21 protein-coding genes, 1 tRNA gene and 1 pseudogene are annotated in these 25559 nt (G+C 40.0%); 15 read left to right on the top strand and 8 right to left on the bottom strand.

From position 1 onward, the window contains the following. Nucleotides 1-47: 47 nt before the first annotated feature. Together OO184_RS02205 and OO184_RS02200 are read right to left on the bottom strand one after the other, a co-directional pair. On the bottom strand, nt 48-1562 hold the full coding sequence (locus OO184_RS02205; protein ID WP_265377785.1) for a flavin-containing monooxygenase: 1515 nt from the start codon (nt 1560-1562) through the stop codon (nt 48-50). Nucleotides 1563-1585: 23 nt separating this feature from the next. Next, entirely contained in the window at nt 1586-2461 is an 876-nt protein-coding gene (locus OO184_RS02200; protein WP_265377784.1) for an alpha/beta fold hydrolase, read from the bottom strand. 556 nt (nt 2462-3017) lie between these two features. Here OO184_RS02200 and OO184_RS02195 point away from each other — a divergent pair. From OO184_RS02195 to OO184_RS02185, 3 genes are all read left to right on the top strand, one after another. Continuing rightward, nucleotides 3018-3515 (top strand): hypothetical protein, encoded by a 498-nt coding sequence (locus tag OO184_RS02195; protein ID WP_265377783.1) that lies wholly within the window; start codon nt 3018-3020, stop codon nt 3513-3515. Further along, entirely contained in the window at nt 3515-3985 is a 471-nt protein-coding gene (locus OO184_RS02190; protein ID WP_265377782.1) for a hypothetical protein, read from the top strand. Before OO184_RS02195 ends, OO184_RS02190 begins: the two co-directional genes overlap by 1 nt. A 930-nt stretch (nt 3986-4915) precedes the next feature. After that, nucleotides 4916-5827, top strand: coding sequence for a helix-turn-helix domain-containing protein (locus OO184_RS02185; protein WP_265377781.1), 912 nt, complete (start codon nt 4916-4918; stop codon nt 5825-5827). 216 nt (nt 5828-6043) lie between these two features. On the opposite strand, the gene OO184_RS02180 is transcribed toward OO184_RS02185, so the two are convergent. Beyond that, the gene (locus OO184_RS02180; RefSeq protein WP_265377780.1) at nt 6044-6271 is read right to left on the bottom strand and encodes a hypothetical protein; all 228 of its coding nucleotides are present in this window, start codon (nt 6269-6271) and stop codon (nt 6044-6046) included. A 488-nt stretch (nt 6272-6759) separates the two neighbouring features. On the opposite strand from OO184_RS02180, the gene OO184_RS02175 reads away from it, so the two are divergent. From OO184_RS02175 to OO184_RS02160, 4 genes are read left to right on the top strand one after another with little or no spacing between them, the layout of a single operon-like run. Continuing rightward, complete coding sequence (locus OO184_RS02175; protein WP_049583881.1) at nt 6760-7974, top strand: hypothetical protein; 1215 nt, start codon at nt 6760-6762, stop codon at nt 7972-7974. Beyond that, entirely contained in the window at nt 7967-9172 is a 1206-nt protein-coding gene (locus tag OO184_RS02170) for an ATP-grasp domain-containing protein (protein WP_265377779.1), read from the top strand. The genes OO184_RS02175 and OO184_RS02170 overlap by 8 nt, the downstream gene beginning before the upstream one ends. A gap of 27 nt (nt 9173-9199) precedes the next feature. Further along, entirely contained in the window at nt 9200-10411 is a 1212-nt protein-coding gene (locus OO184_RS02165) for an MFS transporter (RefSeq protein WP_265377778.1), read from the top strand. Between the two features lie 10 nt (nt 10412-10421). Next, nucleotides 10422-11615 (top strand): MalY/PatB family protein, encoded by a 1194-nt coding sequence (locus OO184_RS02160; protein ID WP_265377777.1) that lies wholly within the window; start codon nt 10422-10424, stop codon nt 11613-11615. 341 nt (nt 11616-11956) lie between these two features. Here the strand turns inward: OO184_RS02160 and OO184_RS02155 are convergent, their stop codons facing one another. Then, on the bottom strand, nt 11957-13159 hold the full coding sequence (locus OO184_RS02155; RefSeq protein ID WP_265377776.1) for a BaiN/RdsA family NAD(P)/FAD-dependent oxidoreductase: 1203 nt from the start codon (nt 13157-13159) through the stop codon (nt 11957-11959). 269 nt (nt 13160-13428) lie between these two features. Here OO184_RS02155 and pitA point away from each other — a divergent pair, with 269 nt between their 5' ends. After that, nucleotides 13429-14919: an inorganic phosphate transporter PitA gene (gene pitA / locus OO184_RS02150; RefSeq protein WP_265377775.1), complete on the top strand. Its 1491-nt coding sequence runs from the start codon at nt 13429-13431 to the stop codon at nt 14917-14919. A 54-nt stretch (nt 14920-14973) separates the two neighbouring features. Here pitA and uspB read toward each other — a convergent pair whose 3' ends face one another. After that, on the bottom strand, nt 14974-15309 hold the full coding sequence (gene uspB, locus OO184_RS02145; protein WP_036812627.1) for a universal stress protein UspB: 336 nt from the start codon (nt 15307-15309) through the stop codon (nt 14974-14976). Nucleotides 15310-15869: 560 nt separating this feature from the next. Here uspB and uspA point away from each other — a divergent pair. Both uspA and gdhA read left to right on the top strand, forming a co-directional pair. Then, complete coding sequence (gene uspA, locus OO184_RS02140) at nt 15870-16301, top strand: universal stress protein UspA (RefSeq protein WP_088374773.1); 432 nt, start codon at nt 15870-15872, stop codon at nt 16299-16301. 260 nt (nt 16302-16561) lie between these two features. Then, on the top strand, nt 16562-17905 hold the full coding sequence (gdhA, locus tag OO184_RS02135; protein ID WP_088374772.1) for an NADP-specific glutamate dehydrogenase: 1344 nt from the start codon (nt 16562-16564) through the stop codon (nt 17903-17905). 37 nt (nt 17906-17942) lie between these two features. Here the strand turns inward: gdhA and rsmJ are convergent, their stop codons facing one another. Further along, nucleotides 17943-18686 carry a 16S rRNA (guanine(1516)-N(2))-methyltransferase RsmJ gene (gene rsmJ, locus OO184_RS02130; RefSeq protein ID WP_265377774.1) on the bottom strand — a complete coding sequence of 248 codons (744 nt, stop codon included), beginning with the start codon at nt 18684-18686 and terminating at the stop codon, nt 17943-17945. 6 nt (nt 18687-18692) lie between these two features. After that, nucleotides 18693-20735, bottom strand: a complete 2043-nt coding sequence (gene prlC, locus OO184_RS02125) for an oligopeptidase A (RefSeq protein WP_265377773.1) — start codon at nt 20733-20735, stop codon at nt 18693-18695. A gap of 238 nt (nt 20736-20973) precedes the next feature. Between prlC and OO184_RS02120 the strand changes: the two genes are divergently transcribed. The 5 genes and pseudogenes from OO184_RS02120 to OO184_RS02100 all read left to right on the top strand — a co-directional run bounded on the left by OO184_RS02120 (nt 20974) and on the right by OO184_RS02100 (nt 24406). After that, nucleotides 20974-21068, top strand: a tRNA-Sec gene (locus OO184_RS02120). A 198-nt stretch (nt 21069-21266) separates the two neighbouring features. Continuing rightward, nucleotides 21267-21635, top strand: a pseudogene (locus OO184_RS02115) (virulence RhuM family protein); the annotation flags it as partial. Between the two features lie 414 nt (nt 21636-22049). Further along, nucleotides 22050-22643 carry a hypothetical protein gene (locus tag OO184_RS02110; protein ID WP_265377772.1) on the top strand — a complete coding sequence of 198 codons (594 nt, stop codon included), beginning with the start codon at nt 22050-22052 and terminating at the stop codon, nt 22641-22643. A gap of 930 nt (nt 22644-23573) precedes the next feature. Continuing rightward, nucleotides 23574-23984: a DEAD/DEAH box helicase family protein gene (locus tag OO184_RS02105; RefSeq protein WP_265377771.1), complete on the top strand. Its 411-nt coding sequence runs from the start codon at nt 23574-23576 to the stop codon at nt 23982-23984. After that, nucleotides 23981-24406 carry a hypothetical protein gene (locus OO184_RS02100; protein WP_265377770.1) on the top strand — a complete coding sequence of 142 codons (426 nt, stop codon included), beginning with the start codon at nt 23981-23983 and terminating at the stop codon, nt 24404-24406. Before OO184_RS02105 ends, OO184_RS02100 begins: the two co-directional genes overlap by 4 nt. A 250-nt stretch (nt 24407-24656) precedes the next feature. Here OO184_RS02100 and OO184_RS02095 read toward each other — a convergent pair whose 3' ends face one another. Next, nucleotides 24657-25556 carry a DNA-3-methyladenine glycosylase 2 gene (locus tag OO184_RS02095; protein ID WP_265377769.1) on the bottom strand — a complete coding sequence of 300 codons (900 nt, stop codon included), beginning with the start codon at nt 25554-25556 and terminating at the stop codon, nt 24657-24659. Between the last annotated feature and the right edge of the window lie 3 nt (nt 25557-25559).

Here is a 25559-nt window from a genome sequence, read left to right as displayed (position 1 = left end):
GTTTGAATTTGAGAGATAAACCTCTTGCCGTTTCAAATTAAAGTTTATTAACTAGCCACTTCGGTTTTTGTATAAAATGTATAGGGAGTCGGATCAAAATTGCCGTTTCGCTCCCTGAATGAATGAGCAAAATCAGGCCATACCAGTGTTAGGCGCTTATTACGGGAATCACGGTACCAACTTGTACAATTATCTCCAACCCATACCGTACCATTAATCTGCTTTTGTAATTCAGCGATATAACGATCTTGAGCTTCGGGAGAAACCTCAAGTATGTAGTTGTTATTTTTCCTGCTGTATTCAATAGCGCCGAGAATATACTCTATTTGAGATTCAATCATGTAAATAATTGAGTTATGAGTAAGCGTCGCATTTGGTCCGTTGATAATAAACAGGTTTGGAAAGCCTGTTACTGTGGTTGATGCAAAAGCTTCCATGCCTTGAGCCCAGTGATCTGAAAGACTAAGACCATCGCGGCCGTGAACCAGACGGGTATAAGGTGGTTGGGTGGTTTGAAAACCAGTACAAAAGATAAGTACATCAAGCGGATAACTGTTGCCGGCTACTGAGATGGCATTTTGTCCATCAACTCGTTTTAAGGCTGATGTTTCGAGTTTAACGTTATCCCGGAGAAGAGTGGGATAATAACTGTTTGCAATCAAAATCCTTTTACAACCAGGTTCATAACTCGGAGTAAGTTTTGTGCGTAGCTCTGGATCGGGAATTTGCTGTTTAAGGTGTTCTGAGGCTATACGTTTTAATTCTGCGACATATTGCGGAATTGAACGACGGGCTGGATACAGGTCTTCAAAGTGCCAGAATATATTTGAACGAACTGCGCGCATAGACTCTGGATCGCGTCGGAAAGTCTGTTTTTCAATATCAGAATAACTTCGGTCAGGACGTGGAATAATATAGGATGCATTTCGCTGGAAAATAACGAGTTCAGAGACACTTTTAGCCACTTCAGGAACTAGCTGAGTTGCTGAAGCGCCTGATCCGATGATGCCTACTCGCTTGCCTTGCAGAGATATGTGGTGTTTCCAGCGGGCTGAATGAAAAATTTCACCGGTAAAGCTGCTCAAGCCTTCAATTTGTGGCAGATTTTCATCTGTTAAATGCCCAGTGCCTGTTATCAAGAATCGCCCACTGAAAACCCCCTTAGCGGTGATAACTATCCAGCGCTCTTTTGGGTTATCCCAATAGGCTTTTTCAACGTTAGCCCCAAAACGAATATGAGGCAATAATCCTTCATCCCTGGCGGTAGCTTGAAGATAGGCATATATCTCATGACCGGGTGAAAAAATATGAGACCAGTCAGGATTAGGGCGAAATGAGTAAGAGTAAAGATGTGAGGGTATGTCACAGGCTACACCGGGATAAGTGTTATCGCGCCAGGTGCCTCCTACATCATCTGCACGTTCGAGAATGAGAAAATTTTGCTGAGATCGCCGCTTAAGCTGAGCTCCCATACCAAGGCCGGCAAAGCCAGCGCCGATAATAATAATCTCTACATCTGTGACCTGTGATATATCTGTATCTGGTGTACTTTTATTCATCATAGTTCTCCAGAGGAACAAAGGGATTATGGCAGGTCGGAAGGGATGATGGTTCCAGCTGGATAAAACGAAGGGTTTGCGCAGAATTGATCAATAACCTGCATCAACTGTGAAGGACGCTCATAAGTGACCGCATGTCCACATTCTATCTCGATAAAGCGTGCATCCTGAATTGCGCCAAACAGAGCTTTGCTGTGGCGGATAGGCGTCATTTGATCATGTGTACAGCCAATAATGAGTGTTGTGGCTTTTATCGTAGGAACAATTTGAGTGATATCAACCCGACCATTAAGGTCCATTTGTAACGCTTCAAATTCCCCTGGCATGACATTGTCGAAGCTGACGGCAAACTGATCTGGAAGCATATTTACATGATTGGGGGAACTGAAAGCGCAAAACATCACAAAGTCTGTGATAGCAGGTGATTGGATATCATATAACTGACGCCAGACAGATAAAAATCGTTCTAACTGTAAATCTGTTTTCATCCATCCTGCGATCAGAACCAAATTACGAACCAAGTCCGGACGCTTAGCGGCAATAGAAGCAGTAACGACAGCTCCCAACGAGTAACCTATCAGTGTGACAGTCTCTCCCAACGCTGCTGCTTCAATAACGGCTTCGACCTGCTTTTCAAGATGCTCAAGGGTAAGTGTTTCGTTTGCTTTTACTGGTTGAGAAAAATCCAGGGATATAATTCGATTTTCTGAGGCAAGTAGTTGAAAGAGATAACCGAAATGTATCTCTGTGCTGCCGCCAGTGCCATGTACCAAGACGATAGGATTTCTCTTAGCGTTATTCTTAATTGGATCGAGAGGTTGAGATGTGAAAAACTTTACATCTTTTCCATCTACGTTGATGACATTTTCGTTGATATGAAATTTTTGCTCGGACTTATTCATGGTAATTAAATATCTCTTGATATATATGGGTTATATAGAAGCCAAATGTAGATAATTAAACAATTATCTTGTTAGTTTCTTAATTAAATTAATAACTAAGTATAGAGTTATTGTCAAATTATAAAATTAAAATAATATCGTGCTTGAATATTTATATTATTGTAAATCTCAATGTTGGGACTTGTTTATTGTATTTTGGTGATATTTCAGGCAGAAAAAATAAGTTTCAACCTATTAATTAATATGTAAATTTATTGTTAGGATGAATGAGGGGAACATAAAAATATTAAAAAGCCAATATGTTGGGTTGTTTTATTAATTTCTTATTTCACATTGACAGATTTTCATCCTCATATCATAGTGATTACATCACCTTTATTTTATGTGATTATATTATTAAATAATTTTCTTTATCTATTATTTAGGTGTTATTGATTAAGGGTTTATATATAACTCTAGACTCGGTTTATACAATTCAGCATATGTAGTCTGTTTCAGATAGATAAAATTGAATAGTGTCATCAGATATTTAACACATCTGTTCAGGAGATGAAAAATGTCTACTCAAATCGTGAATGAACAAGATCAGCAATATGCAGTGGCAGAAGGTGAGAAACGTGCTATACGCACGATTAAGCTATTTATTTCTCTGGGATTTATCGCCGAGGCTGGATTTCTGTTAATGAGTTTTATTTTATTTCCCGACAATGGCCCTTTGGTATGGCGTCTCGTGTGGGCGCTTGGTTTATGCGGTATTGGCATGGGGGCTGCTGTTGGGGGACTGACTTACTTGGTATCAGCACATTTCACGCCAGGAAGTACCGGCGCTTATATCATGACCGCAGTGAGTAGCACTCTGTTATTCAGTGTTTGCCAAACACTATGTTGGGGCTTGGACCACAACGTGGGACTGAATTATTGGGGCTCAATAGAAATGCCGTTGCTATTCCTGATTAAAGGATATACTGCTGCGCTCCTTGCTGGCATTCTGGGTAGTTTTCTTCTTAACTCTGTAACAGGTGCGAGATTCCTTGCTCGTCTCAAGGTTTTCTAGTGAATAAGAAATTAACTTTGCCCAATAGTTTCGCTATTTCCGTATTTCTGGCTGTGTTGGCTGCATGCCTGAATCTTATATTGTGGCGCGCTGATATTCTGGAGATGGCGCATAGCATCCCGTTGAAGGGATTAATGGTTATTTGGTATATCTTGGGATGGGGTTTTGCTCCGGGTTGCCTGACCGTGCTTACCATCAATTCAATCAGGGGAAGATTGCCTCAGATGGTGGGTTCGGTGATCGCCATGCTTATAAGCTTTCTGTTAGTTACAGGGATTTGCGGTTTGGTTTATGCCTACCTGACAAACTCTGCCTTTATGCAAATTGCTATGGGAGGCATGGCTGGTCATCATGCCACGGTAAACAACGGAACTATTCTTGGTTTTATTGTGCAACTGCTACCCAGTTTATGTGCAACTATTATCTCAATCATGAATGCTTTTTCGATAAAAATTGGGAAGGCAGTTTAAGTTATGAGCTCTAAATAAATGCTTGGTGGTTAAATTGCTATTATTATGTTGACAATTTATTACTTGTGAATTAGCTTCCAAAGCGTAGCTAGTCGACGGTTCTTCTCCCATCTTGTCATGGTGCTCAGTTCCCCGACATAAAGCGAAAGATATTAGGCCCCAGTTTTGTGAATGCAAGATTGGGGCTTCCTCTCCAATACGGCTTTACACTATTTAAATCCGCTGTTGTTTCTTATCCTCTTTGTGTGCTGGATACAGAATTTACTGGCGTCAATTCCTCTACCGTCTGATATTGTTAGATTGGCTCCTCCAATTACTCTAGCTTTTCGTAAGCTCAAGGGAAAAGTTTTGACTGATGTGTAAGAACGTCATAAATCGATAAATAGACGGAAATGAAACCAACAAATAGACACTATGAAAACCAGCATTTGGACGGTGTGGTAACCAGCAAATAGACGCTATACAAACCAGCATTTAGACGAGAGCATAGCTAACAATTAGCTTCATCGGCTGACAGAGATTGGCAGGTGGCATCTGACTTTATACAGGTAACAACTGCCTACCAATTAGCCACATACCGAACACATTTGCAGTGCCAATTAATGCGCTTTGGGGGCATTGATATTTACCACGTCTTAAAGGACGTGACTCCCTACAGGATTTGACCGTAGTTTGAATATCTTCTATGGAACCCTGCTTCAACGAATAGCTTAACTGCCTCTTTTCTCCACAGAAAGGTAAACATCCTGTCTAAAGGACGTCTTAATTCAGCCCAAACTTCACTTGAAACCAGCCTCCATGCAGATAAATAATGAAAAATTAATAAATTATAATTTTTTAGTAAAAAACGGTTGAAATATACTAAAAAATAATTAAGACTGTTTTTACTACATCGTTATATATATTTAGTAAAATGAAAGGAACCTCACAATGATAAGTGAAGCTTTGGTAGAACTAGCCCTGCGTACTTTATCCTGTACCCAAAAAGAATTAGCCAGTCGACTTGGTGTATCACCCACTCAGATCACCAAATGGAAAAAAGGTGAACATATGTCGCTGGATATGGAAAAGAAACTCCGGGATGTAGCAATGATAGGTGAACTGGATCCTCAATTTATCCTCTGGGCGGGTTCTTATGAAGACGCTGTTAAATGGCAAAAACTCATATACCGTCTTGCTAACATGGCTCACGAGAATGCAGAGACTGGGTATGTTACTGACCCCTTGCTGGATGATATAGATATTTTATGTTCAAAAGTTTCCAGAGTACTTACAGACATGGGGATAAAGCCGCCGAAGTCATTCCCTGAAGAGCTGGACGTTGATGAAGATGATGATGAGGAATTTTGGGAGGCGATAGAAAAGGATAATTACGCTAATATCATCTACGAGATCTTCAATGCACTTAATAATGTTTATGGCTTCTACGCTGCTTACATTTCTGACCTCATCTATGATGAAGAATTAGGTTTATTTGAAACAGAGGCAGGAAACATTGAGCCTTGCTTGGTTGCTCTGGCGGCCTGTAAAATTGAGGTTGATACAAAACTAGCTCCTGGACATAGAGAATTTAAATATAATGTTATGGAAGATTACGAAGAATGGCTCAATATTGTTAAGGATAAAGCTTTTCGGGCTGGTGTTCCTCTTAGAGCAGAATTGCTTGTGTTAATTTATAATTCTGACGACGATCTCGGTATCGAGGCTGAAAAAGAAAGCTTGGGATTCAATTCTTCACGTATCCATCCAGACATTTATATGAACGAACTTCTGGTAGGCATGCGTACAATTCACCAGGTTCTTCCCGCGATATTGAAAAAGCTGGAAATTGACAAAGAATAATGTACAGATTCTTTAAACTGGATCCATCTGCTTTTCATATAGAATGATTCTACTATTAAACACCAGCTCATCTGGCAGCCCCTAAAATCAGGGTATTCTGCCAGATGTATAACGAGCGGTACATATCTGTAGAAGTGGGAATATTTCTTCCTTCAAGAGGCTGTCGCAAAAGGCTGATATTTTTTGCTCAGAGCGAATACAGAGATTTATTGCCTATTATTGGCGCTGCGGAATTTTAATCAATAGTTCCAGATAAGCCTGTAATTCATAACGGATAATTATCAGCTCCTGTTCCAGAGATTTCTGTCCTGAGGTCAGGTTGTAACTTTCAATTCTGCATAGCAACTCGGAAGCTAGCTGTTGGATCTTTGCAGTCATCTTCTGAAGATGACGGTTATCTTTATGATCATCATTTTTATGACGTCTATCATCACCACTATCCACGCTTTTTGTTATTTCAATACGAATTTCATTCCGATCATTATATAGAATAAATATTCCTTCTTATTCTAAATATAGATTTCCATAATTAATGCACTTGTATGGCATTCAATACAAATATAGTTTTAATATCTATAGTGTTAGTCATGTTTTATCTAATTAGTTAACATGTTAAACTCAATGTCCTGACTTCTATAGGAATATATTTAAAATAAATAATTTCATTTGTTATTGTTTTTTGTTGAGATTATATCTTTTAGTGAAAATTTGCTATCAATGAAGTGGTTTTTTAGTTTCGTTACTGTAATCTGAACCATCACATCTGGTTTTTATTGAATTTGTGCCTTTCAGTTTTTATGCTATCGTTTATTCTGTCGTACTTTTCCGTTAATGTGACTAAAATCTTTTTTCTTGGCTATCAAAAAACACTTGAAAATAACCACTTAAATGATAAGGTTTAATTTTAAACATCTCAGGCAAGGAAAATAAAAATGATAAATAAACCGATTGTCTATGATTTTCATGGTGATAAACCATTAAGCACACCTTTTACTGATATAAAGCCCCAAGACATTCATATTTATCTTGATGTTGATACTTATATTGGTAACAAAACATGTGGACAAGCTTGTCAGCATTGTTGGTTTGTTAACTATGAACACGTTAAAAAGTTAAAATTCAAAGATAATGAAGGAATAAATATTACTCGTTTTTTAAAATCAGAAGGTTATAAAGTCTATCCAAGATACACGGATAGCTTTGCTTATGATGGTGAACTGATGCGACATTATGGTGTTGCGAGAGCTAGAACTTATTTTGAAGGTGATACATCATCCAGCGTTGCAATGGAGAGTGGAGAGGCTTGGACAAGTGGCCGGCCATTATTAAGTGAAAAATCAGAATCTCTTTTAGATACGGCAAGAGATTATGGATACGGGACAATCACACTTACTTTTCACGGATTAATTAACGAAAAAGGAATAATTTCTGATAGCCATGAATACCCAATAAAAGGGGTTTTTTATGGCACAGACCTTGAGCGTGTTTTAAAAATTATAAAGGATTACAACGCAAAAAATAAAAATATTTTTAATGGATTCAGAATAGGAATTGGTATCACTGTAGGGTCACACAACGTATCGAAAGAAATGCTCGAACGTTATCTAGATTATTTCAATAAAATAGGAATCGATACTCTGCGATTTAATAAATTCTTTGATCATGGAGGAAAGCATCCTCACCTAGAGATAACGCATCAAATGTGTGCTGATTTTTATAAGAATATAAAATATTTTCATGAAAATAAATTATTAGATTTTCAACTAGGTGTGAGTGAAGACTTTGGTTCTTTCGGGATAGATGTTTTAGGATTACCTCCATCTGTTGGTCATTGCCAGGCGGGCAAACAGCTTTTTGCCATTATTCCGCTAAAAAATAAAAAAAGTAGAGAAAAACATAAAGATTATTTTTATGAAGAGATTGGTGACATTGTAGGGTGTGTGAATATTTTTGAACCTAAAGTAGGAAACTTAACTAGAGTGACTAATGTTCACAATGAAACGATAACATATAAAGTCAATTTTTATCTTAATGAAATTAACGATCTTGTTAATAAAAGATTAAACGGTGTGTTAAAGAATGGGTGTTTTTCTCGTGAGCTAATGAATAACCTCTCGAGTAGATCGATAGAGGTTAAAAATGTCTAATAGATTATTAGTAATAGAAAAGAACCCATCCGGTTCGATTGGGTTAAAAAAAGCGAAAGAGCTGGGCGCTTATATTATATTCATCGGATCAAGGAAGTATTATAATAAAGTATCTGATAATGATTTACTCTATATTGATGAATTCTTCGAAGCAGATACTAATGACGATGAACTTGTTATAAATATGGCTGAGCATATCAATGCTAAGAAAACAATCCAGGGTGTTATTACATTTATGGAGTTCTATGTTCCCCTTGCGGCTAAAGTAGCAGAAACATTAGGTCTTAAAGGAATAACATATGAAAGTGCATTAAAAGCAAGAAACAAACACCTAATGAGAGAATCTTTTAGGCAAAAAAATATTCCTATCCCTAAATACGCTCTAATTTCTAATGTTGACAGTGCAAAAATAGAAGCAGCCAAAATTGGGTATCCAAACATTATAAAGCCTATTAACATGGCCGGAAGTCGAGGTGTTTTACGTAATGATAACGCCATCGAATTGGAAAGGAATTTCCGTGAAGTCTGTGAAATAACTCCTCCATTTGGAGTAAAAAAATCTTCTTTATTTTTGATAGAAGAATATCTGGAAGGACAAGAATACAGTATTGAATCTATTTCCTGTAATGGTGTTGTGGATATTATCACAATTACTAAGAAATACGTATCAAATAATGGTTATTTTGTTGAATTAGGGCATACATTGCCTGCTAATCTACCATTACAACAAAAAATAGAAATAGAAAAAGTGGTAACACAAGCCTTGCTCGCGTTAGGTATTTATAATGGAGGAGGACATACCGAGGTTAAAGTAACAAGTGATGGCGTCAAAGTCATTGAAGTAGGAGCTAGGTTAGGAGGAGATCATATTCCTGAATTAGTGGAAATGGCCACCGGTATTGATATGTGGAAAGCAGTTATCCAAGTTTCGTTAGATATTTCGCCTGATTTGAGTAAGAAGTTCAATAAATATGCCGCTATTTCTTATATCACCGCCCCTTCTGGCATTGTTAAAAAGATAAATTACATAAAGAATGACTTTGTCCATTTTGATGTTAACGTTGGAGAACATATTGAATCACTAAAAAATAGCTCTCAACGATTAGGATATGCTATTGCGTGCGGCGTAACAGCGGAGCAGGCTGAATTTGAAAGCCGCCACCTTAAAGAGAGTGTTATTATCGAAATAGAGTCATAGTAACTCAATACGTATCCTGGTGAACCAATGGCATCTCTATTCAGATTATCTTTATTAAAACATTTACCTACCCCTATTTTTATCATGTTACTGGGGACACTGTTAACTAGAGCCGCCTATTTTATGGTTTGGCCTTTTTTAGCGATGATCCTTTATCAGCAGTTTAATATGTCAGCGACAGGGATTGGCGGATTATTGGCGCTGTCAAGTATCTTAGGTTCAGTGACAGGCATTTATACCGGATATTTGTCTGATATTTTTTGCCGCAGAACAATAATGCTTATTGGAGTGGTGATAAGCATTATTTCATTCATCATGATGTCCTTCTCATCTTCACCTATCTTATATTTAATCGCTATATCCGGAATTAGTATTGGTCGTGCTTTGTTAGAAGCGTGTAGCAAAGCCTTAATTGGCGATTATATTGATTCTCCTAAAGAGAGAGAGTCAATACAATACTATCGATATTATTTGGTCAATGTTGGCGCTGCAATTGGTCCTTATATTGGATTAGCCTCTGGCCTATCGGCACAGAGAGAAACTTTTCTAATTACAGCCATTGTTTATTTTATTTATGGTATTATGTTGCGTGTCTTTTTATTATCTTCAAAAAAGGAAGAGAAAATAAAAAAAGTCAGCAATGACATTAGCTTTACAAAAACATTGAGCATAATTATTTCTCACCGAGCATTCGTGATGCTTCTATTATGTAATGTTCTTGTTATGTTTGTTTATGCTAACTTTGATTCTACGCTTGTTCAATATTTATCTAGATCAAATATCAATAATGTTACCAATTTCATTGCTTTATTAGTTATTGTCAACTCATTGACAATTATCACTTTGCAAATACCAACTTTAGTTTTATTAAGGAATTTTACACCAAGAATAAAAATATTAATCGGTATCATGTTAATTGCTATAGCTCAAATTATTTTTGCATTCTCACCTATTAATACAGTTTATTATCTCTGTGTCGCAACTGTCATTCTGAGTTTTGGGGAAATAATTGCCATACCTACGTTTAATGTCGAAGTTGATAGGCTCACACCTCATCATTTAAGGGGAGCTTTTTTTGGTGCTTCCAATATGTCAAGTATCGGATCAGCTTTAGCACCTATTTACGGAGGGATCATGCTTGATTTATTTAATGCTACTCTACTGTTTTCAGTATTATCCCTAACTAGCTTGATAACTCTATTGATTTATTATATTTTTCTAATCAAAAAAAATAATTAATGGTGGATATATGAATTTCAATTTTGATGTTGTATTCGACCGTTCTGTTTTTTCATCCACTAAATGGACATATCCTCAAGACCCGCTGTATACCGATAACAAGCCAACACCATTATGGGTAGCAGATATGGATTTTCAGAGTCCTCCTTCTGTCAGAAAAGCGCTTTTGAACATCATTGATTATGGCATATTGGGTTACACTAATTGTAGCTTATCAACATTAAATGCGATTACAGACTGGCAAAGAAACAGGCATGACTGGATAATTGAACCCGATTGGATTGTTCAGAGCCCAGGTGTTGTTACTGCGATTGATATTATAATTAATGCACTTTCGGAGCCCGATGATTCTATTATTATAATGACACCTGTTTATGGGGCATTTTCGCGTTCTATATTTGCCAATCAACGCTCTGCAATAACTGTTCCTCTTCATAATATTACTGGTCGATATTTACTTGATTTTGATGAGCTAGAAAAAAGCATTACAGCAAAAACAAAAATGCTTATCCTCTGTAATCCCCATAATCCAATTGGTAAAGTTTGGTCTATTGACGAGCTCAATATCATTGGTAATATCTGTCTGAAATATAAAATAATCATCGTATCAGATGATATTCACCAAGATTTAATTTTCAATAACCGTTCTCAATACATACCTTTAGCAGCTCTGCACCCTTATTTTTCTGAGATATGTATTACGTGTACCTCACCAAGCAAAACCTTTAATCTAGCAGGACTGCAAACATCTAATATTATTATTAAAAATAATAAGCTACGTGAAAGAGTAAAAAAAGAATTTCTGCGATATGATATGTCCCGCCCCAACATGATAGGATTAGCTGCGTGTGAAGCAGCCTATAAAACAGGGCAGGAGTGGTTAGAAGCGCTCTTACTATATTTAAAGGAAAATTATAATTTATTAAATGCTATGCTAAATGGTGTTGAGGGTATTCGAGTGACTGAATCCGATGCATTATTTTTATCTTGGATAGACTTTCGGCAAACAAATATCAATTTAGATAATTTAAATAATACATTAATTCAACAAGGAAAAGTTTGGTTAGATAATGGTGAGAAATTTGGTGCGGAAGGACATGGGTTTGCGAGATTGAATTTTGCTTGTCCTAGAAAGATATTAGAATCTTCAATTAAAAATATGCTCCATATCTGTCATTTTCAAAATGATGACTGCGTCAACTGACAGAACTAAACCACCTAGGTCATGATTCCGGTAGTTAGAGCTGGATTAACGCAATAAGTGCAATGTGCGCCCTGTATATGGTCGAGTAACTCGAGGGGATCTCACCCACAGGCTCTTACGCAACCGGACGTAGAACCTTTCAGCTCATCCGGCTCTTCCCATTGAAGCCTGCCCCCATAGCAGCGGCTAGTGTGCAAACAACGTTGTTTCCTTCCGAGCCACCCTCGCCAACCAGTAGCTTACCCGTCGAAATAGATTATGCTAAATTTGCAGTTTTTGATGGGTTGAATACAACAATATCAATAAATTGCGCATCAAAAACTGCTCCTTACAGGCAAACTTTATTGTCTCTCCGCAGAGCATAACGCCTGAGCACACGCCCAGGCGGAGCTCCATGCCCACTGGAAGTTATAGCCGCCAAGCCAGCCGGTGACGTCTACCACCTCGCCAATAAAGTAGAGTCCTTTTACCTGATTAGTTTCCATCGTTTTGGATGAAAGCTGGTGAGTATCAACACCGCCCATCGTCACTTCGGCTGTGCGATAGCCCTCCGTTCCGTTGGGTTGTACCCGCCATGATTGGAGGTTTAAAACTAACTGTTTTTGCTGATTTGGGGTTAGTTGTTTAAGAGCAATATCTGGAATTTGATCGAGCGTTTGCAGGCACTCCGTCAGCCGCTTTGGTAATAATTTTGCCAAAGTATTTTTTACGCTTTGGTTTGGGTGAGCACTTCGTTCTTGTTCCAGAAGAGCTTCCAGATCACTATCTGGGAGTAAGTTAATACTTACAAACTCTCCTGATTGCCAGTAACTGGAAATTTGTAAAATTGCTGGACCAGAAAGTCCTCGGTGGGTAAACAGGATATTTTCTTTAAACCGAGTACCGTTTTCTGCGGTAACAATAGTAGGCACAGATATACCAGAGAGCACATGAAGTTGCTCCAGGAGTGGTTTGTGCAGAGTAAAAGGTACGAGAGCGGCGCGGGTTGGCAAGACTTTCAAGCCAAACTGTTCAGCTATCCGATAACCAAAAGGGGTTGCTCCAAGGCCCGGCATAGATAATCCACCGGAAGCAATAACAAGTGAGCGTGTACTTACTTGCTTTCCATTAACGATAATAAAGAAGCCCTGCTCATTTTTTTCTACGTGGCTAACTTCGCTACGCAGACGAATAGTAACCTGACCGGCTTCACACTCTTTCAGCAACATATCAACTATTTGTTGGGCAGAATCATCACAGAAAAGCTGTCCCAGTGTTTTTTCATGGTAAGCAATGCCATGACGTTGAACCAGTTCGATAAAATCCCATTGTGTATAACGGGCCAAAGCAGACTTGCAAAAATGGGGATTAGCAGAAAGATAAGCTGATGGTTCTGTGTACATATTAGTGAAGTTGCAACGTCCACCACCGGACATCAAAATCTTACGCCCGGCTTTTTTACCATTATCCAGAACCAGTATCTGTAAACCGAGCTGTCCAGCCTGAGCGGCACAGAACAAACCTGCTGCACCGGCGCCAATAATCACTGCATCAAATTTTTCCACTGTTTTTCTCTTTGTAACTAAATAATTTAGTGGGAAATTTCCCCTAATATGTCGCATTTTTGATAAGTTTGTGGGGAAAAAATCCCTTATAACTTAAAATTGTCAATTTTTTAAAAGATATGTAATTTAATGATATATAAGGAGTATTCCTATTTCTTATTGTTATCTAGTTGTCATGAAATCAAAAAAAGTTCATATTTCACTTCCCCCGCTAGCATTTGTCACTGATAATGCGCCGCGTTCATGTCCAACTAACTGGCTTAACGTTTATGCTACATCTTTTTACTGGCTTGGATTTTCACACCAGCCTAATGTTAGTACTGGCACTACTGTTTGTGCTATTTTATGAAGCCATTAATGGCTTTCATGATACCGCGAATGCGGTAGCAACAGTTATTTATACCCGTGCTATGCGAGCACAGTTCGCCGTCGTTATGGCTGGGGTATTTAACTTCTTTGGTGTTCTTCTTGGTGGATTAAGTGTCGCTTACGCGATTGTGCATTTACTTCCGACCGATCTTCTTCTCAATGTCAGTTCTGCTCATGGTCTTGCTATGGTGTTTTCCATGTTGCTGGCTGCGATTGTCTGGAACCTTGGTACCTGGTATTTCGGTTTACCTGCATCCAGTTCCCATACCCTGATTGGTTCCATTATTGGTATCGGTTTGACTAATGCCATCGTAACCGGTTCTTCTGTGGTTGATGCGTTGAATGTGCCGAAGATGATACAGATTTTCCTGTCGTTGATCCTCTCTCCTTTAATTGGATTGATCATCGCCGGGGCAATCGTGTTTCTGCTGCGCCGTTACTGGAGCAGCACCAAGAAGCGTAAGCGTATTCATCTGACTCCTGCTGAACGTGAAAAGAAGGATGGTAAGCGTAAGCCCCCTTTCTGGACACGAACAGCGCTGATTTTGTCTGCGGTAGGCGTAAGCTTCTCTCACGGGGCGAATGATGGTCAGAAAGGTATCGGTTTGATTATGCTGGTGCTAATTGGTGTAGCTCCAGCGGGATTTGTCGTAAACATGAATGCCAATGGCTATGACATTGCCCGTACCTACGATGCTATTACTCACTTGCAACAATATTATCGACAGCATGGCCCAGAGTTATCCCATGCAATTGAGTTGACGCCGCCAGCCGTTATTGCGGAAGATGAACCGGCAGGACGATTCCATTGTGATATTACGCGTGCTGTCGTTGTTCTTGATCAGACGGAAAGCCTATTGAAGGGCATTCAGAGCTATAGTGAGCTGAATGCGGAGCAGCGTAACAATATGCGTCGTATGTTGATGTGTATTGCTGATACGGCGGAGTCTCTGGCTAAACTGCCGGAAACCCGTGCTGAAGATGCCCGTTTCCTGAATAAATTGCGGAAAGACTTATTACACACCGTTGAGTATGCGCCTGTCTGGATTATCATTGCGGTAGCGCTGGCTTTATCTTTGGGAACGATGGTTGGCTGGAAACGTGTTGCAGTCACTATTGGTGAGAAGATTGGCAAAAAAGGCATGACCTACGCGCAGGGTGTTTCAGCCCAGATGACTGCTGCTGTTTCAATTGGTGTTGCGAGTTATACCGGCATGCCGGTCTCTACTACGCAGGTGCTTTCTTCTGCGGTGGCTGGCACGATGTTGGTCGATGGCGGTGGTGTTCAGGGTAAAACTATTCAGAATATCATGCTGGCTTGGATACTAACGCTGCCGGTTTCAATCGGGTTGTCCGGTACGCTTTACTGGTTCGCTTTGAAACTGATTTAATTGTTTTAATGGATAATTTGAAGGCGGTATGGGTTAACTATACCGCCTTTTTATTTAATACCAAATCAACATAGAAATCAGGCAAATAACAACTAATCCGCTCAGTGCGCTGGTCAAAATAAATTGTCTTCTCAACCTCTCACAACGAAGAACAACTTCTGGATCATGATGATCAAGGTAACGTTGTGAATTGATATAGTTCACTAGTCGTATTTGCTTGTTAAGTTGTCCGTGAGTAGTGAAAAAGCCGTTACCGTCTACTGATTGATAAAGCAAGGGATCAGACTGACGAAGAATGGACAGCAATGCTCGTAGTGAAGAGAAGTAGCGCATCATATTGATAATGCAGACAAGACACAGCGCCCAAAACAGTGCGATTGTACTGAACATAATCCCCTCCTTAGAATGGTTAGCCAGAGCTGTCACAAAAAAGAAAAAATTAAAATTGCAGGTGGTGACACCTTTATATTTATTGTAGGAAAGATAGTCAGATAGTACAAAAAACCTGTTCTGTGTAAATTGGGACAAAACTAGCAGAAAAACGTTATATACCTAATAGATTTCGAGTTGCAGCGCGGCGGCAAGTGAACGAATCCCCAGGAGCATAGATAACGATGTGACTGGGGTGAGTGAAAGCAGCCAACAAAGCAGCAGCTTGAAAGATGAAGGGTATAAACACTTATCTGGTGAGTTCTATCCAACCATGTAACCCCAGAGAACTGGTTAGTTGTTTACGTAAATATGTTAGGTATCAAGAAAGGCCATAAATTCAGAGTAGGATTTTGCCATTCATCAAGTGGCAGGAAGCGCGATTGTGGTATATGTTGTTTGTTTGGTGGATGTTCTTTGCTCAACAATACTTGAAGAACATTCTCAGTAGTAATAAACACAGGATAGTGGCAATTTGCCCTGCCAACTCACTAACTCGGCATTATGGAAGGAGTTCGCTTATGGCTTACAAACATATTCTTGTCGCGGTTGATTTATCCCCGGAAAGTCAGGTTTTGGTGAGAAAAGCTGTTTCTATGGCTAAACCGTACAATGCCAAAGTTTCCCTGATCCATGTTGATGTTAACTATTCCGATCTCTACACCGGTTTGATTGATGTTAATCTCGGTGATATGCAGCAACGTATTACTGACGAGACCCGCAATGCGTTGAAAGTTCTCTCGGCAGATTCAGACTATGACATTCAGGAGACCCTGAGTGGTAGCGGTGATCTGGGGCAAGTACTCGTTGATGCAATTAAGAAATATGACATAGATATGGTTGTTTGTGGTCATCATCAGGATTTCTGGAGCAAATTGATGTCTTCTGCTCGTCAGTTAATTAACACGGTTCATGTTGATATGCTGATTGTTCCTCTGCGTGATGATGAATGACAACAGATTGAAAAGTTATTCGATAAAATCGCCTGCTTATGCAGGCGTTTTTTTGGGTGAAATGGAGTGCTATTTGGTTTACGTCCGGTGCAATCAAGAAATTTTTTTTACCTTTCTGCGAAAAAACTTCTTGAAAGATGAATATAGAACAGTGATATATTCAAAGGGCAAACACAACTTACCTCACATTTTCGACAAAAATAATTATTAGAAGATGGCTGAGGTCCATCACAACCGAAGTAGAAATAAGGAATAACTAAATGAGCTGTTTACTATCTTTGTCTTCATTTCTTGGATCGATTCAACGCAGGGATGAATATCAACCAGAATATCTCCAGGCTGTCCGGGAAGTATTCACCTCTCTTTGGCCGTTTCTTGAACAAAACCCGAAATACCGTGAACATAGCCTACTGGAGCGTATGGTGGAGCCAGAAAGGGTTATCCAGTTCCGGGTTTGTTGGGTGGATGATCAGGGTAAAGTTCAGGTAAACCGTGCGTGGCGAGTGCAGTTCAACTCAGCTATTGGGCCATATAAAGGTGGTATGCGTTTTCATCCATCGGTGAACCTCTCCATTCTGAAATTCCTGGGCTTTGAACAAACCTTGAAGAATGCACTGACAACTTTACCAATGGGTGGTGGTAAAGGCGGTTCAGATTTTGATCCTAAAGGAAAAAGTCAGGGCGAAGTGATGCGTTTTTGTCAGGCATTAATGACAGAATTGTACCGTCATTTGGGGCCGGATACCGATGTTCCCGCCGGTGATATTGGTGTGGGTGGCCGTGAAGTGGCTTTTATGTCAGGAATGATGAAAAAGCTTTCTAACAACACGGCTTGTGTATTTACTGGCAAAGGTCTCTCTTTTGGCGGCAGTTTGATTCGCCCGGAAGCGACTGGCTATGGTCTGGTCTATTTCGTCAATGCCATGTTGAAACGTCATGGCATGGGGTTTGAAGGTATGCGCGTATCGGTTTCTGGTGCAGGAAATGTCGCGCAATATACGATTGAAAAATGCATGGCATTGGGAGCGAAAGTGGTAACCGCTTCTGATTCCGGCGGTACCTTAATTGATGAGGAAGGTTTCACACCGGAGAAGCTGGCCCATCTTGAAGAGATAAAAAACCAACGTTATGGCCGTGTGGAAGAATATGCCAGAGAGCGCGGTCTGACTTTCTTGAAAGGATTGCAGCCTTGGTCTGTGCCGGTTGATATCGCTTTGCCATGTGCCACCCAGAATGAGCTGGATTTGGATGCGGCTAAGGTTCTTATCAAGAATGGCGTTAAAGCTGTTGCTGAAGGGGCGAATATGCCAGCAACTATTTCAGCGACGGAAGCCTTTATTGAAGCTGGTGTGCTATTCGCGCCGGGTAAAGCCGCCAACGCTGGTGGAGTGGCGACGTCTGGTCTGGAAATGGCACAGAATGCGGCCCGTTTAGGCTGGAAGGCGGAAAAAGTGGATGCACGTTTGCATCACATCATGCTAGATATTCACCACGCTTGTGTTGAGTATGGCGGCGAGGGCAAACAGATCAATTATGTTCAGGGAGCGAATATTGCTGGATTTGTGAAAGTTGCCGACGCCATGCTTGCTCAAGGTATTCTGTAGGTTAAAAGATATCAGCCGCAATATACGGCTGATTTTTTTAACAAGGATAAATATCAAAACGGTGATTTTTTGTGGCGATAGCCGCTGATGCGGCAATTCCAGCTAAGGGTTCTGCATAATCAGGCCGCTTTACCACGACGCGGCGTTTTGCCAAAGCGCGTGCAGGGGATAACAAATTATCGGCGTCTTCATCCGCGCCAACCAGAGATTGGAACACTCGCATCTCTTTTTTCACCAGTGCGCTTTTCTGCTTATGTGGATACATAGGATCAAGATAAACGACATCGGGTGGCGGCGTGATATCGGCCAGTGCTGTGATGCTAGAGGCATGGAGCAGTATCATGCGCTCTTGCAACCAGCTACCAATTTCTTCATCCTGATAACCCCGTTGCAGCCCGTCATCCAGTAATGCCGCGACCACAGGATGGCGTTCCAACATTCTTACATGGCAACCCAGTGATGCCAGCACAAAGGCATCGCGCCCCAGGCCGGCGGTAGCATCCACGACTGTTGGCAGGTAATCTTTTTTGATCCCTACGGCTTTAGCGACTGCTTCGCCGCGTCCGCCGCCAAAACGGCGACGATGTGCCATTGTGCCTGATACAAAATCGACATAGATGCCGCCTAGCTTTGGCTCATCCCGTTTACGAAGTTCAAGGCGTTGAGGGGTAAGGACCAGCGCCATAATAGCGTTTTCGTCATGCGCCAACCCCCAGCGCTCCGCTAGTTGAGATAAGGCGCTGTTATCAGCGCCTTGTTCACAGATTAAACAGATTCCCACCTTAAATTACCCTTTAATACCGGCCTTGCGCAGCATTGCATCCAGTTTTGGTTCACGGCCACGGAAGCGCTTGAACAGCTCCATTGGCTCTTCGGAACCGCCACGGGATAAAATGTTATCTAGGAAAGATTGCCCGGTTTCGCGGTTAAAAATGCCTTCTTCCTCAAAGCGAGAGTAAGCATCGGCTGCTAACACATCAGCCCATAGATAACTATAGTAACCTGCGGCATAACCACCGGAGAAGATGTGGGTGAATGAGTGTGGGAAACGGCCCCATTCAGGTGAAGGCACTACGGAGACCAATTTCCTCACTTCCTTTAAGGTCTTCATGGTCTGAGCGCCTTTCTTCGGATCATACTCAACATGCAGACGGAAATCGAACTGACCAAACTCAAGCTGACGCAAAATCTTCATCGCAGCCTGATAGTTTTTTGCTGCTAACAGATTATCTAGCATGGCTTGTGGTAGAGGTTCTTTAGTTTCGTAGTGACCAGAGATAAATGCTAGTGCTTCTGGTTCCCAACACCAGTTCTCCATGAACTGGCTTGGCATTTCTACCGCATCCCACGGTACACCATTAGTACCAGAAACGCCGGCAGTTTCAATCTGGGTCAGCATCAGGTGTAGACAGTGACCAAACTCGTGGAACAGCGTGTTGACTTCACCGTGAGTGAACAGCGCTGGTTTATCGCCAACAGGTTTATTGAAGTTGCAGTTCAGATAAGCGACAGGCTTTTGCAGTTCGCCGTTGGAACGACGCATTTTGCTGATACACTCATCCATCCAGGCGCCGCCACGTTTATTCTCACGTGCGTACAGATCCATATAGAAGCTACCGTGCAGCTCATTGGTGTCATCATACAGATCAAAGAAACGGACATCCGGATGCCAGGTTTCTACATCATGGCGCTCTTTGACAGTAATACCATAGATACGGCGAATAACTTCGAATAGCCCTTCAACAGCCTTTTGTTCTGGGAAATAAGGACGTAATTGCTCATCATTGATAGAGAATTCGTACTGTTTTTGTTTTTCGCCATAATAAGTCATATCCCAGGCTTCCAGCTTATGGGCGCAATGATGCCATTTAGCAAAGCTTTTTAATTCATCTACTTCTTTTTTTCCCTGTGGACGCGCGCGTTTTGTCAAATCATTCAGAAAATCCAACACTTCCTTAGGAGTTTTTGCCATTTTGGTTGCAAGGGATTGTTCAGCATAATTTTTTAAGCCAAGCAATTGCGCCTGTTCATGGCGCAGCGCGAGAGTTTCGGCGATCACTTCGCTGTTATCCCATTTACCTGCATTTGGGCCTTGATCGGATGCGCGGGTATTGTAGGCATAATAAATTTCCCGACGCAGTTCACGGTTATCTGCATAGGTGATAACTGGCTGATAACTTGGTGCTTCTAGAGTCAGTAGCCAGCCTTTTTGTCCTTTGGCTTCTGCCTGTGCTTTAGCGGCGGCAATTGCGCTTTCAGGCAGACCGGACAGATCTTTCACATTAGTAATTAATTTAGTCCAGCCCATAGTGGCATCAAGCACATTATTGTTGAATTGTGAACTTAAATCTGACAAACGTGCACTGATCTCGCCATAGCGTTTCTGCTTCTCTTCAGGCAGACCAATACCTGACAGTTTAAAATCACGTAGAGCATTTTCGACAACTTTGCGTTGAGGCACAGAGAGCTTCTCAAACTCCGCGCTTTCACGTAGTGACTTATAGGCTTGATATAATCCCTTATGCTGACCTAACCAGGTACTGAATTCGGACAGTAACGGCAAACTTTCTTCATAGACGGCGCGCAGTTCTGGGCTGTTTTTAACTGAATTCAGATGATTGACGGGTGACCATGCACGAGACTGTTTATCAGTGGCTTCGGCCAGTGGTTGACACAGATTATCCCAAGTGAAAACGGTATTTTCAGCTAAGATTTTTTCCACGATTTGGCGATAATTGGCAATCACCTCTTTTACAGCCGGAACAACATGTTCTGGTTTAATAGAAGAAAATTTTGGTAAACCTGATGGAACGAGTAACGGATTAGTCATATAAAGCGTCCTTTTTTATGTGTTTAGATACATTGCTGAGCGGAGCAACCCTGTATCGTAATGGGTATCGGCTAATAAGATGTAGGTAAAATTCGACAAACTCAACGCGAATGTTGAGTTTATGAACAATAAAATTTAATGCTTTTTAGGAAATTGAGAATGATTTTAGCAAACGGATTCAGAAGCCAGATAATATGCGCTATGATTAGCTCCCTTTCATAATTCTTTGTATTTATATGGAAGATCATCGTCCCCGGTGGGGCGGCTGGACTTCAAATCCAGATGAGGCCGCCAGCGGTCTCTGGCAGGTTCGACTCCTGTGATCTTCCGCCAATTAGCCTCTTGTAAACTCTCCTGGCGTCAACAAATCCCTTGTAACACCAGAAAAATAAGCAAAATTATTCTACTGTAGTCAACTCACATCAACCGTTGCTAGCAAAATAAACGCTATACGGGTAATGAGCTTCAACATAGATCCCTGGCATACTAAGCGGATTACAGCGTTGTGAGTCAGATTAAAGCGGAGGCGGCATGACAGATACGCATTTATCCCAATCTCTGGCAGGCGAATTTATTATGTTTGCCAGTGATGACGGCGAAGTGCGTGTTGAATGCCGCTTTGAGCAAGAGACATTGTGGCTACCTCAAGCAACCATTGTGAACCTTTACCAGGTCACTCCCCAAGCCATTACACAACACATTAAAGCGATCTACGAAGAAAGCGAGCTTGAACAAAATGCAACCTGTAAGTCTTACTTACAAGTTCAACAGGAAGGAAATCATCAGGTAAGCCGCAATATGCTTCACTACAGCTTGCCCGTCATTCTTGCTGTCGGTTACCGTGTCCGCTCTCCCCGAGGCGCTCAATTTCGCCAGACGCTCCAGGAATACCTGATCAAAGTCATTTGGGGGTGCTTATGGGGGTTACTCATTTATCCAAAACAAATTATCAACGCTAAATCAATAAATTAATCATCAAATGCGACCTCTGTGATCGAAACGGCCAATCGGCGTTGGTTTGTTTTTTATCGTTATAATTACTTAATGTGACTATTTACATGCTTTTCTATTAGGCGTAGTATCGGGAAGATTTGATGACTTTCTATACGATAGTTATCCGGTGTGTGAGTCAATTTAGTTACTTACTCCTTGATTAAATCATGTTGTTTTGGAGGGTTCTGCTCCATCTAATCAAGGTCAAGCAAACTGATGAGCTATCATTCTTAATCTATCCAATGTAAGGGGGACCAACAGTACTTAATTTGTTACAGAACAATCTTTTAGTTCCTTTAGTACTAACAAAGAGGAAAGACCATGAAAAGTCGCAAGAGGTTATCGTTATTCACACTTTTACTGTTTACTGCCAGCCCAGTTGCGTTTGCGGTGCAGAACAATTGGCCCGGCACGAAAGTAAACCAACCCGCACCTAAAGTTAAAGGTATGTCCGCAGTTCTGGCAAAGAATCTGGCTAACTTTGACGACCTTGATTTCAATGTCTATACAAACCAAAGATGGTGGGAGCTACATAAGAGCCATGCAATGGACATTATTGTTCACTATCCTGATGGTCATACTACCAAGGGCATTCAAAAGCACATTGACGATCTGAAGTATATGTGGACATTTGCCCCTGACAACCGAATCACAGAGCACCCGGTGCGGTTTGGTACAAATGATGGAGAATGGACTGCTGTAACGGGATTTACTGATGGAACATTTACGAAACCTATGGATCTGGGTGGTGGTAAGGTTATCAAACCTACAGGTAAATCGTATCACCTCCCTATGGCAACGCTTGGGCACTGGACCAAAGTCAAAGCGAAAGGATTTGAAGGCGTCGTTATGGATGAAGAGTATCTGTTCTGGGACGAGGGCGAGCTTATGAAACAGATAGGTGTCAGTAATTGATTCAACAACTTAATACGGACTTACCTAAGGGCGAGTCCGTAAGATGCCATGAACTCACAAAGACACTGTTAACAACACATCCCAAATCCAAAACGGTGCTAGCCGTTCAGGTCCTCTGAAAGAACTGCTTCCTTATCATGATTCCATAAAGCAGGATCTATATTTAGCGATATTAATCCCGAGAGCAATAGTCATAATAATATCCTTATTTTATTTTCAGCTTTGATCAACCTTGTAAATACGGGCTTATCGCTAAACGGAGCCAAAGATATCCTTTGATCTATAAAAGTTGAGGCGGACGAAGCGGCAGTAATCTTCCCGTCGTGCTCGTGTGGTTAAAGGATATTAATAAAAAGTTCTCTTTACTCTCAATGAGAATTTGTTGGTGCTTATACAGGTTATGATTGTAATAGGATCGCTAATAGTAAGTTTGTGAGTAATACGTTCAGTGATATTTATCCTGATAGAAAAGATTAAAATTCTTTTCCAGAGTTAACACTTGCCTATTCCAGAGATCCTGTATATAGGAATGTGTATAAAACCTATTGATATATATAAAATATTAAAAATCAATTAATTACATTAAATTTATGACTCATCGGCTCGTGTTGAAATTAGAAAATCCATTTTTAATTTATGGGTAAATCTTATAGAATGTATGAAGATATAGCATCATCATAGTCATTTCTTTACATGGTAAAATTATTAATAAAAATTAAATACTGTAAGATATTATTAGGTTTTCATTATAATAGATAACGTAAATAAAATAATTATCAACGAGAGTGTAAATCAATTTATTTAAAATACGTGCTATTGGTCACGATATGTCGACTATTCTCTTTATGAATGCAGAGAGATATTGCAGTGATATGCAAGTAAATCATTTTAATATTTATGGCGATAATTGTTGGAATAAGGGAAGTATGTATGACTTATTTTTTTAATACAGCAGTTAATATTGAGGGAAATAAGAAATTAAGAACGCCTCAAATTGAGGCATACATCAAGATTAGAGACTATTTTAGTCAACCAGATAATAAAGAAGCATTAGTAGTACTACCTACAGGTACAGGGAAGAGTGGTTTGATTTCTATTACGCCATATGGCGTATCAAATAAAAGAGTTCTCATTATAACTCCTGGGCTTGTTACTAAAGATAGTATACGAAAAACGCAAGAGGTTTTAGAGGATAATTTTTGGGTGAATTGTGATGTTATATTTAATAGTAAATTATCCAAGATATACGGGACGGTTAAGGATCGGGATAATAAAACATTGCTAAAATCAATAGATGCAATAGCGGGGATACTTGAAGAAGTTAAGAGGATGATACGATGATCGGCTCATTAAAAGTAAACGAGATTATAGAAAGAATGGTAGCCTTTTGTTTGGTGAGAGGTGTTCAACCCGATGAGCTCATAACTGCTATTTTTGAGAGTGAATACGACAGCATTGAAACCATAAAGAAATCTAATGATATCCATATGATTATCACCTATAAAGAAAATATAGATAACGAAGTGAATATTATTAAAATGAAATATGTATATAAAGAAAATAAACAATTACAGAAAGTAGAGCAAAAGATAAATGCGGGGGCTTATAAAGTTCAATGGGATAGAGCTGAGAAATTAGACTCTATTATTAATGAACTTATAGAGGTTATTGGAGCAGATAACAGAATTTTAGCAGATATTAAGGAAAAGATTCCGGCTGAGTTTCGAAGTATTGTTTACCCTAAGCTAAAACTTGTTTGCTAAATATGCACTGATAAGGAGGAAAATCCTCCTTATTTTATAGACAAGATTGTCGATATTATATTTAGGAGTTTTAGAAATCTAATAAATTACTCAAAAAGTAAATGAGTAAATATTACAATATTTTGATGCCCAAAAAACCTTGAAAGCCCTATCGTGGAATTTCTATGCACAAAAAGAATTATTTTCAGAGTTAATCGTTCAATAGCAGCGATGTACCATACCAACTACAAAATGAAAACTAACAACAACATCAATATCCTGCACTTGATTCTTGTCGCCATAAATGCGCGGCTAATAGAGCTTTCCAGGGAGAGAAATCTGCCAGCCATTTTTCTGCTTGTTCTGCGGAAACTTTTTCATTTTGATTAAACAATTTTTGGATATTACGTCTTACTGCGACATCGCCATGTAATGAGCCATTTAAATAGTTGAATCCTCGTAACAGGGAATAGTTAATTGTCCACATACCAATGCCTTTTATCGCGAGTAAATTATTTGTTAGCTGTTGAATATCTGTCTCACTATTAGAGATGGATAATGTTAATTTGCCAGATTCAATTAATTGGCTTAAGTGGATCAATGCATTAGCTTTGCTGGCAGAAAATCCGCATTGGCGTAATTCCTCTTCCGAATGATTGAGTATTTGTTTAGATGTTGGAAAACACCATAGCCCAGAAGAATGCTGAACTCCCACGGTCTGAATAAATCTCCTACGAATAGATATAGCGGCACTGACGCTAATTTGTTGGCCAATAACCGCCCAACTTAATGCTTCAAATGGTGTGGCCGATTGATAAATTCTTAGACCTAATTGTCTGGCAATAAGTGAACCAATAATCGGATGTTCCTTATATAAACACTCAAATAGATGAACAGGCTGTAGGAGTCCTAGCATATGTGATGCTAAAGCAGATAAGCGCTCATCAGAGTCTGTTGTGTCATCATCAACCTTAAGTTGTATATATGCGGTTTTTGCATTAATAGCGATGATTAATTCCGCAGGCTTGCCATCCCACATGATCCCTTTTTGGACTTTATCCTGTTCCACAATTTCAGCGATATTTTGTTTATCCCTTTGATGAAAAGCGAAAAAATCGTGGGTATGATAATTATCGGGTAATACGATTTTTGTGGATAAAGTTGTTTGCATTTT

This window comes from Photorhabdus aballayi, from assembly GCF_026153155.1.
Lineage (GTDB): Bacteria > Pseudomonadota > Gammaproteobacteria > Enterobacterales > Enterobacteriaceae > Photorhabdus > Photorhabdus luminescens.
This window is presented reverse-complemented; position numbering and strand designations above follow the sequence as displayed.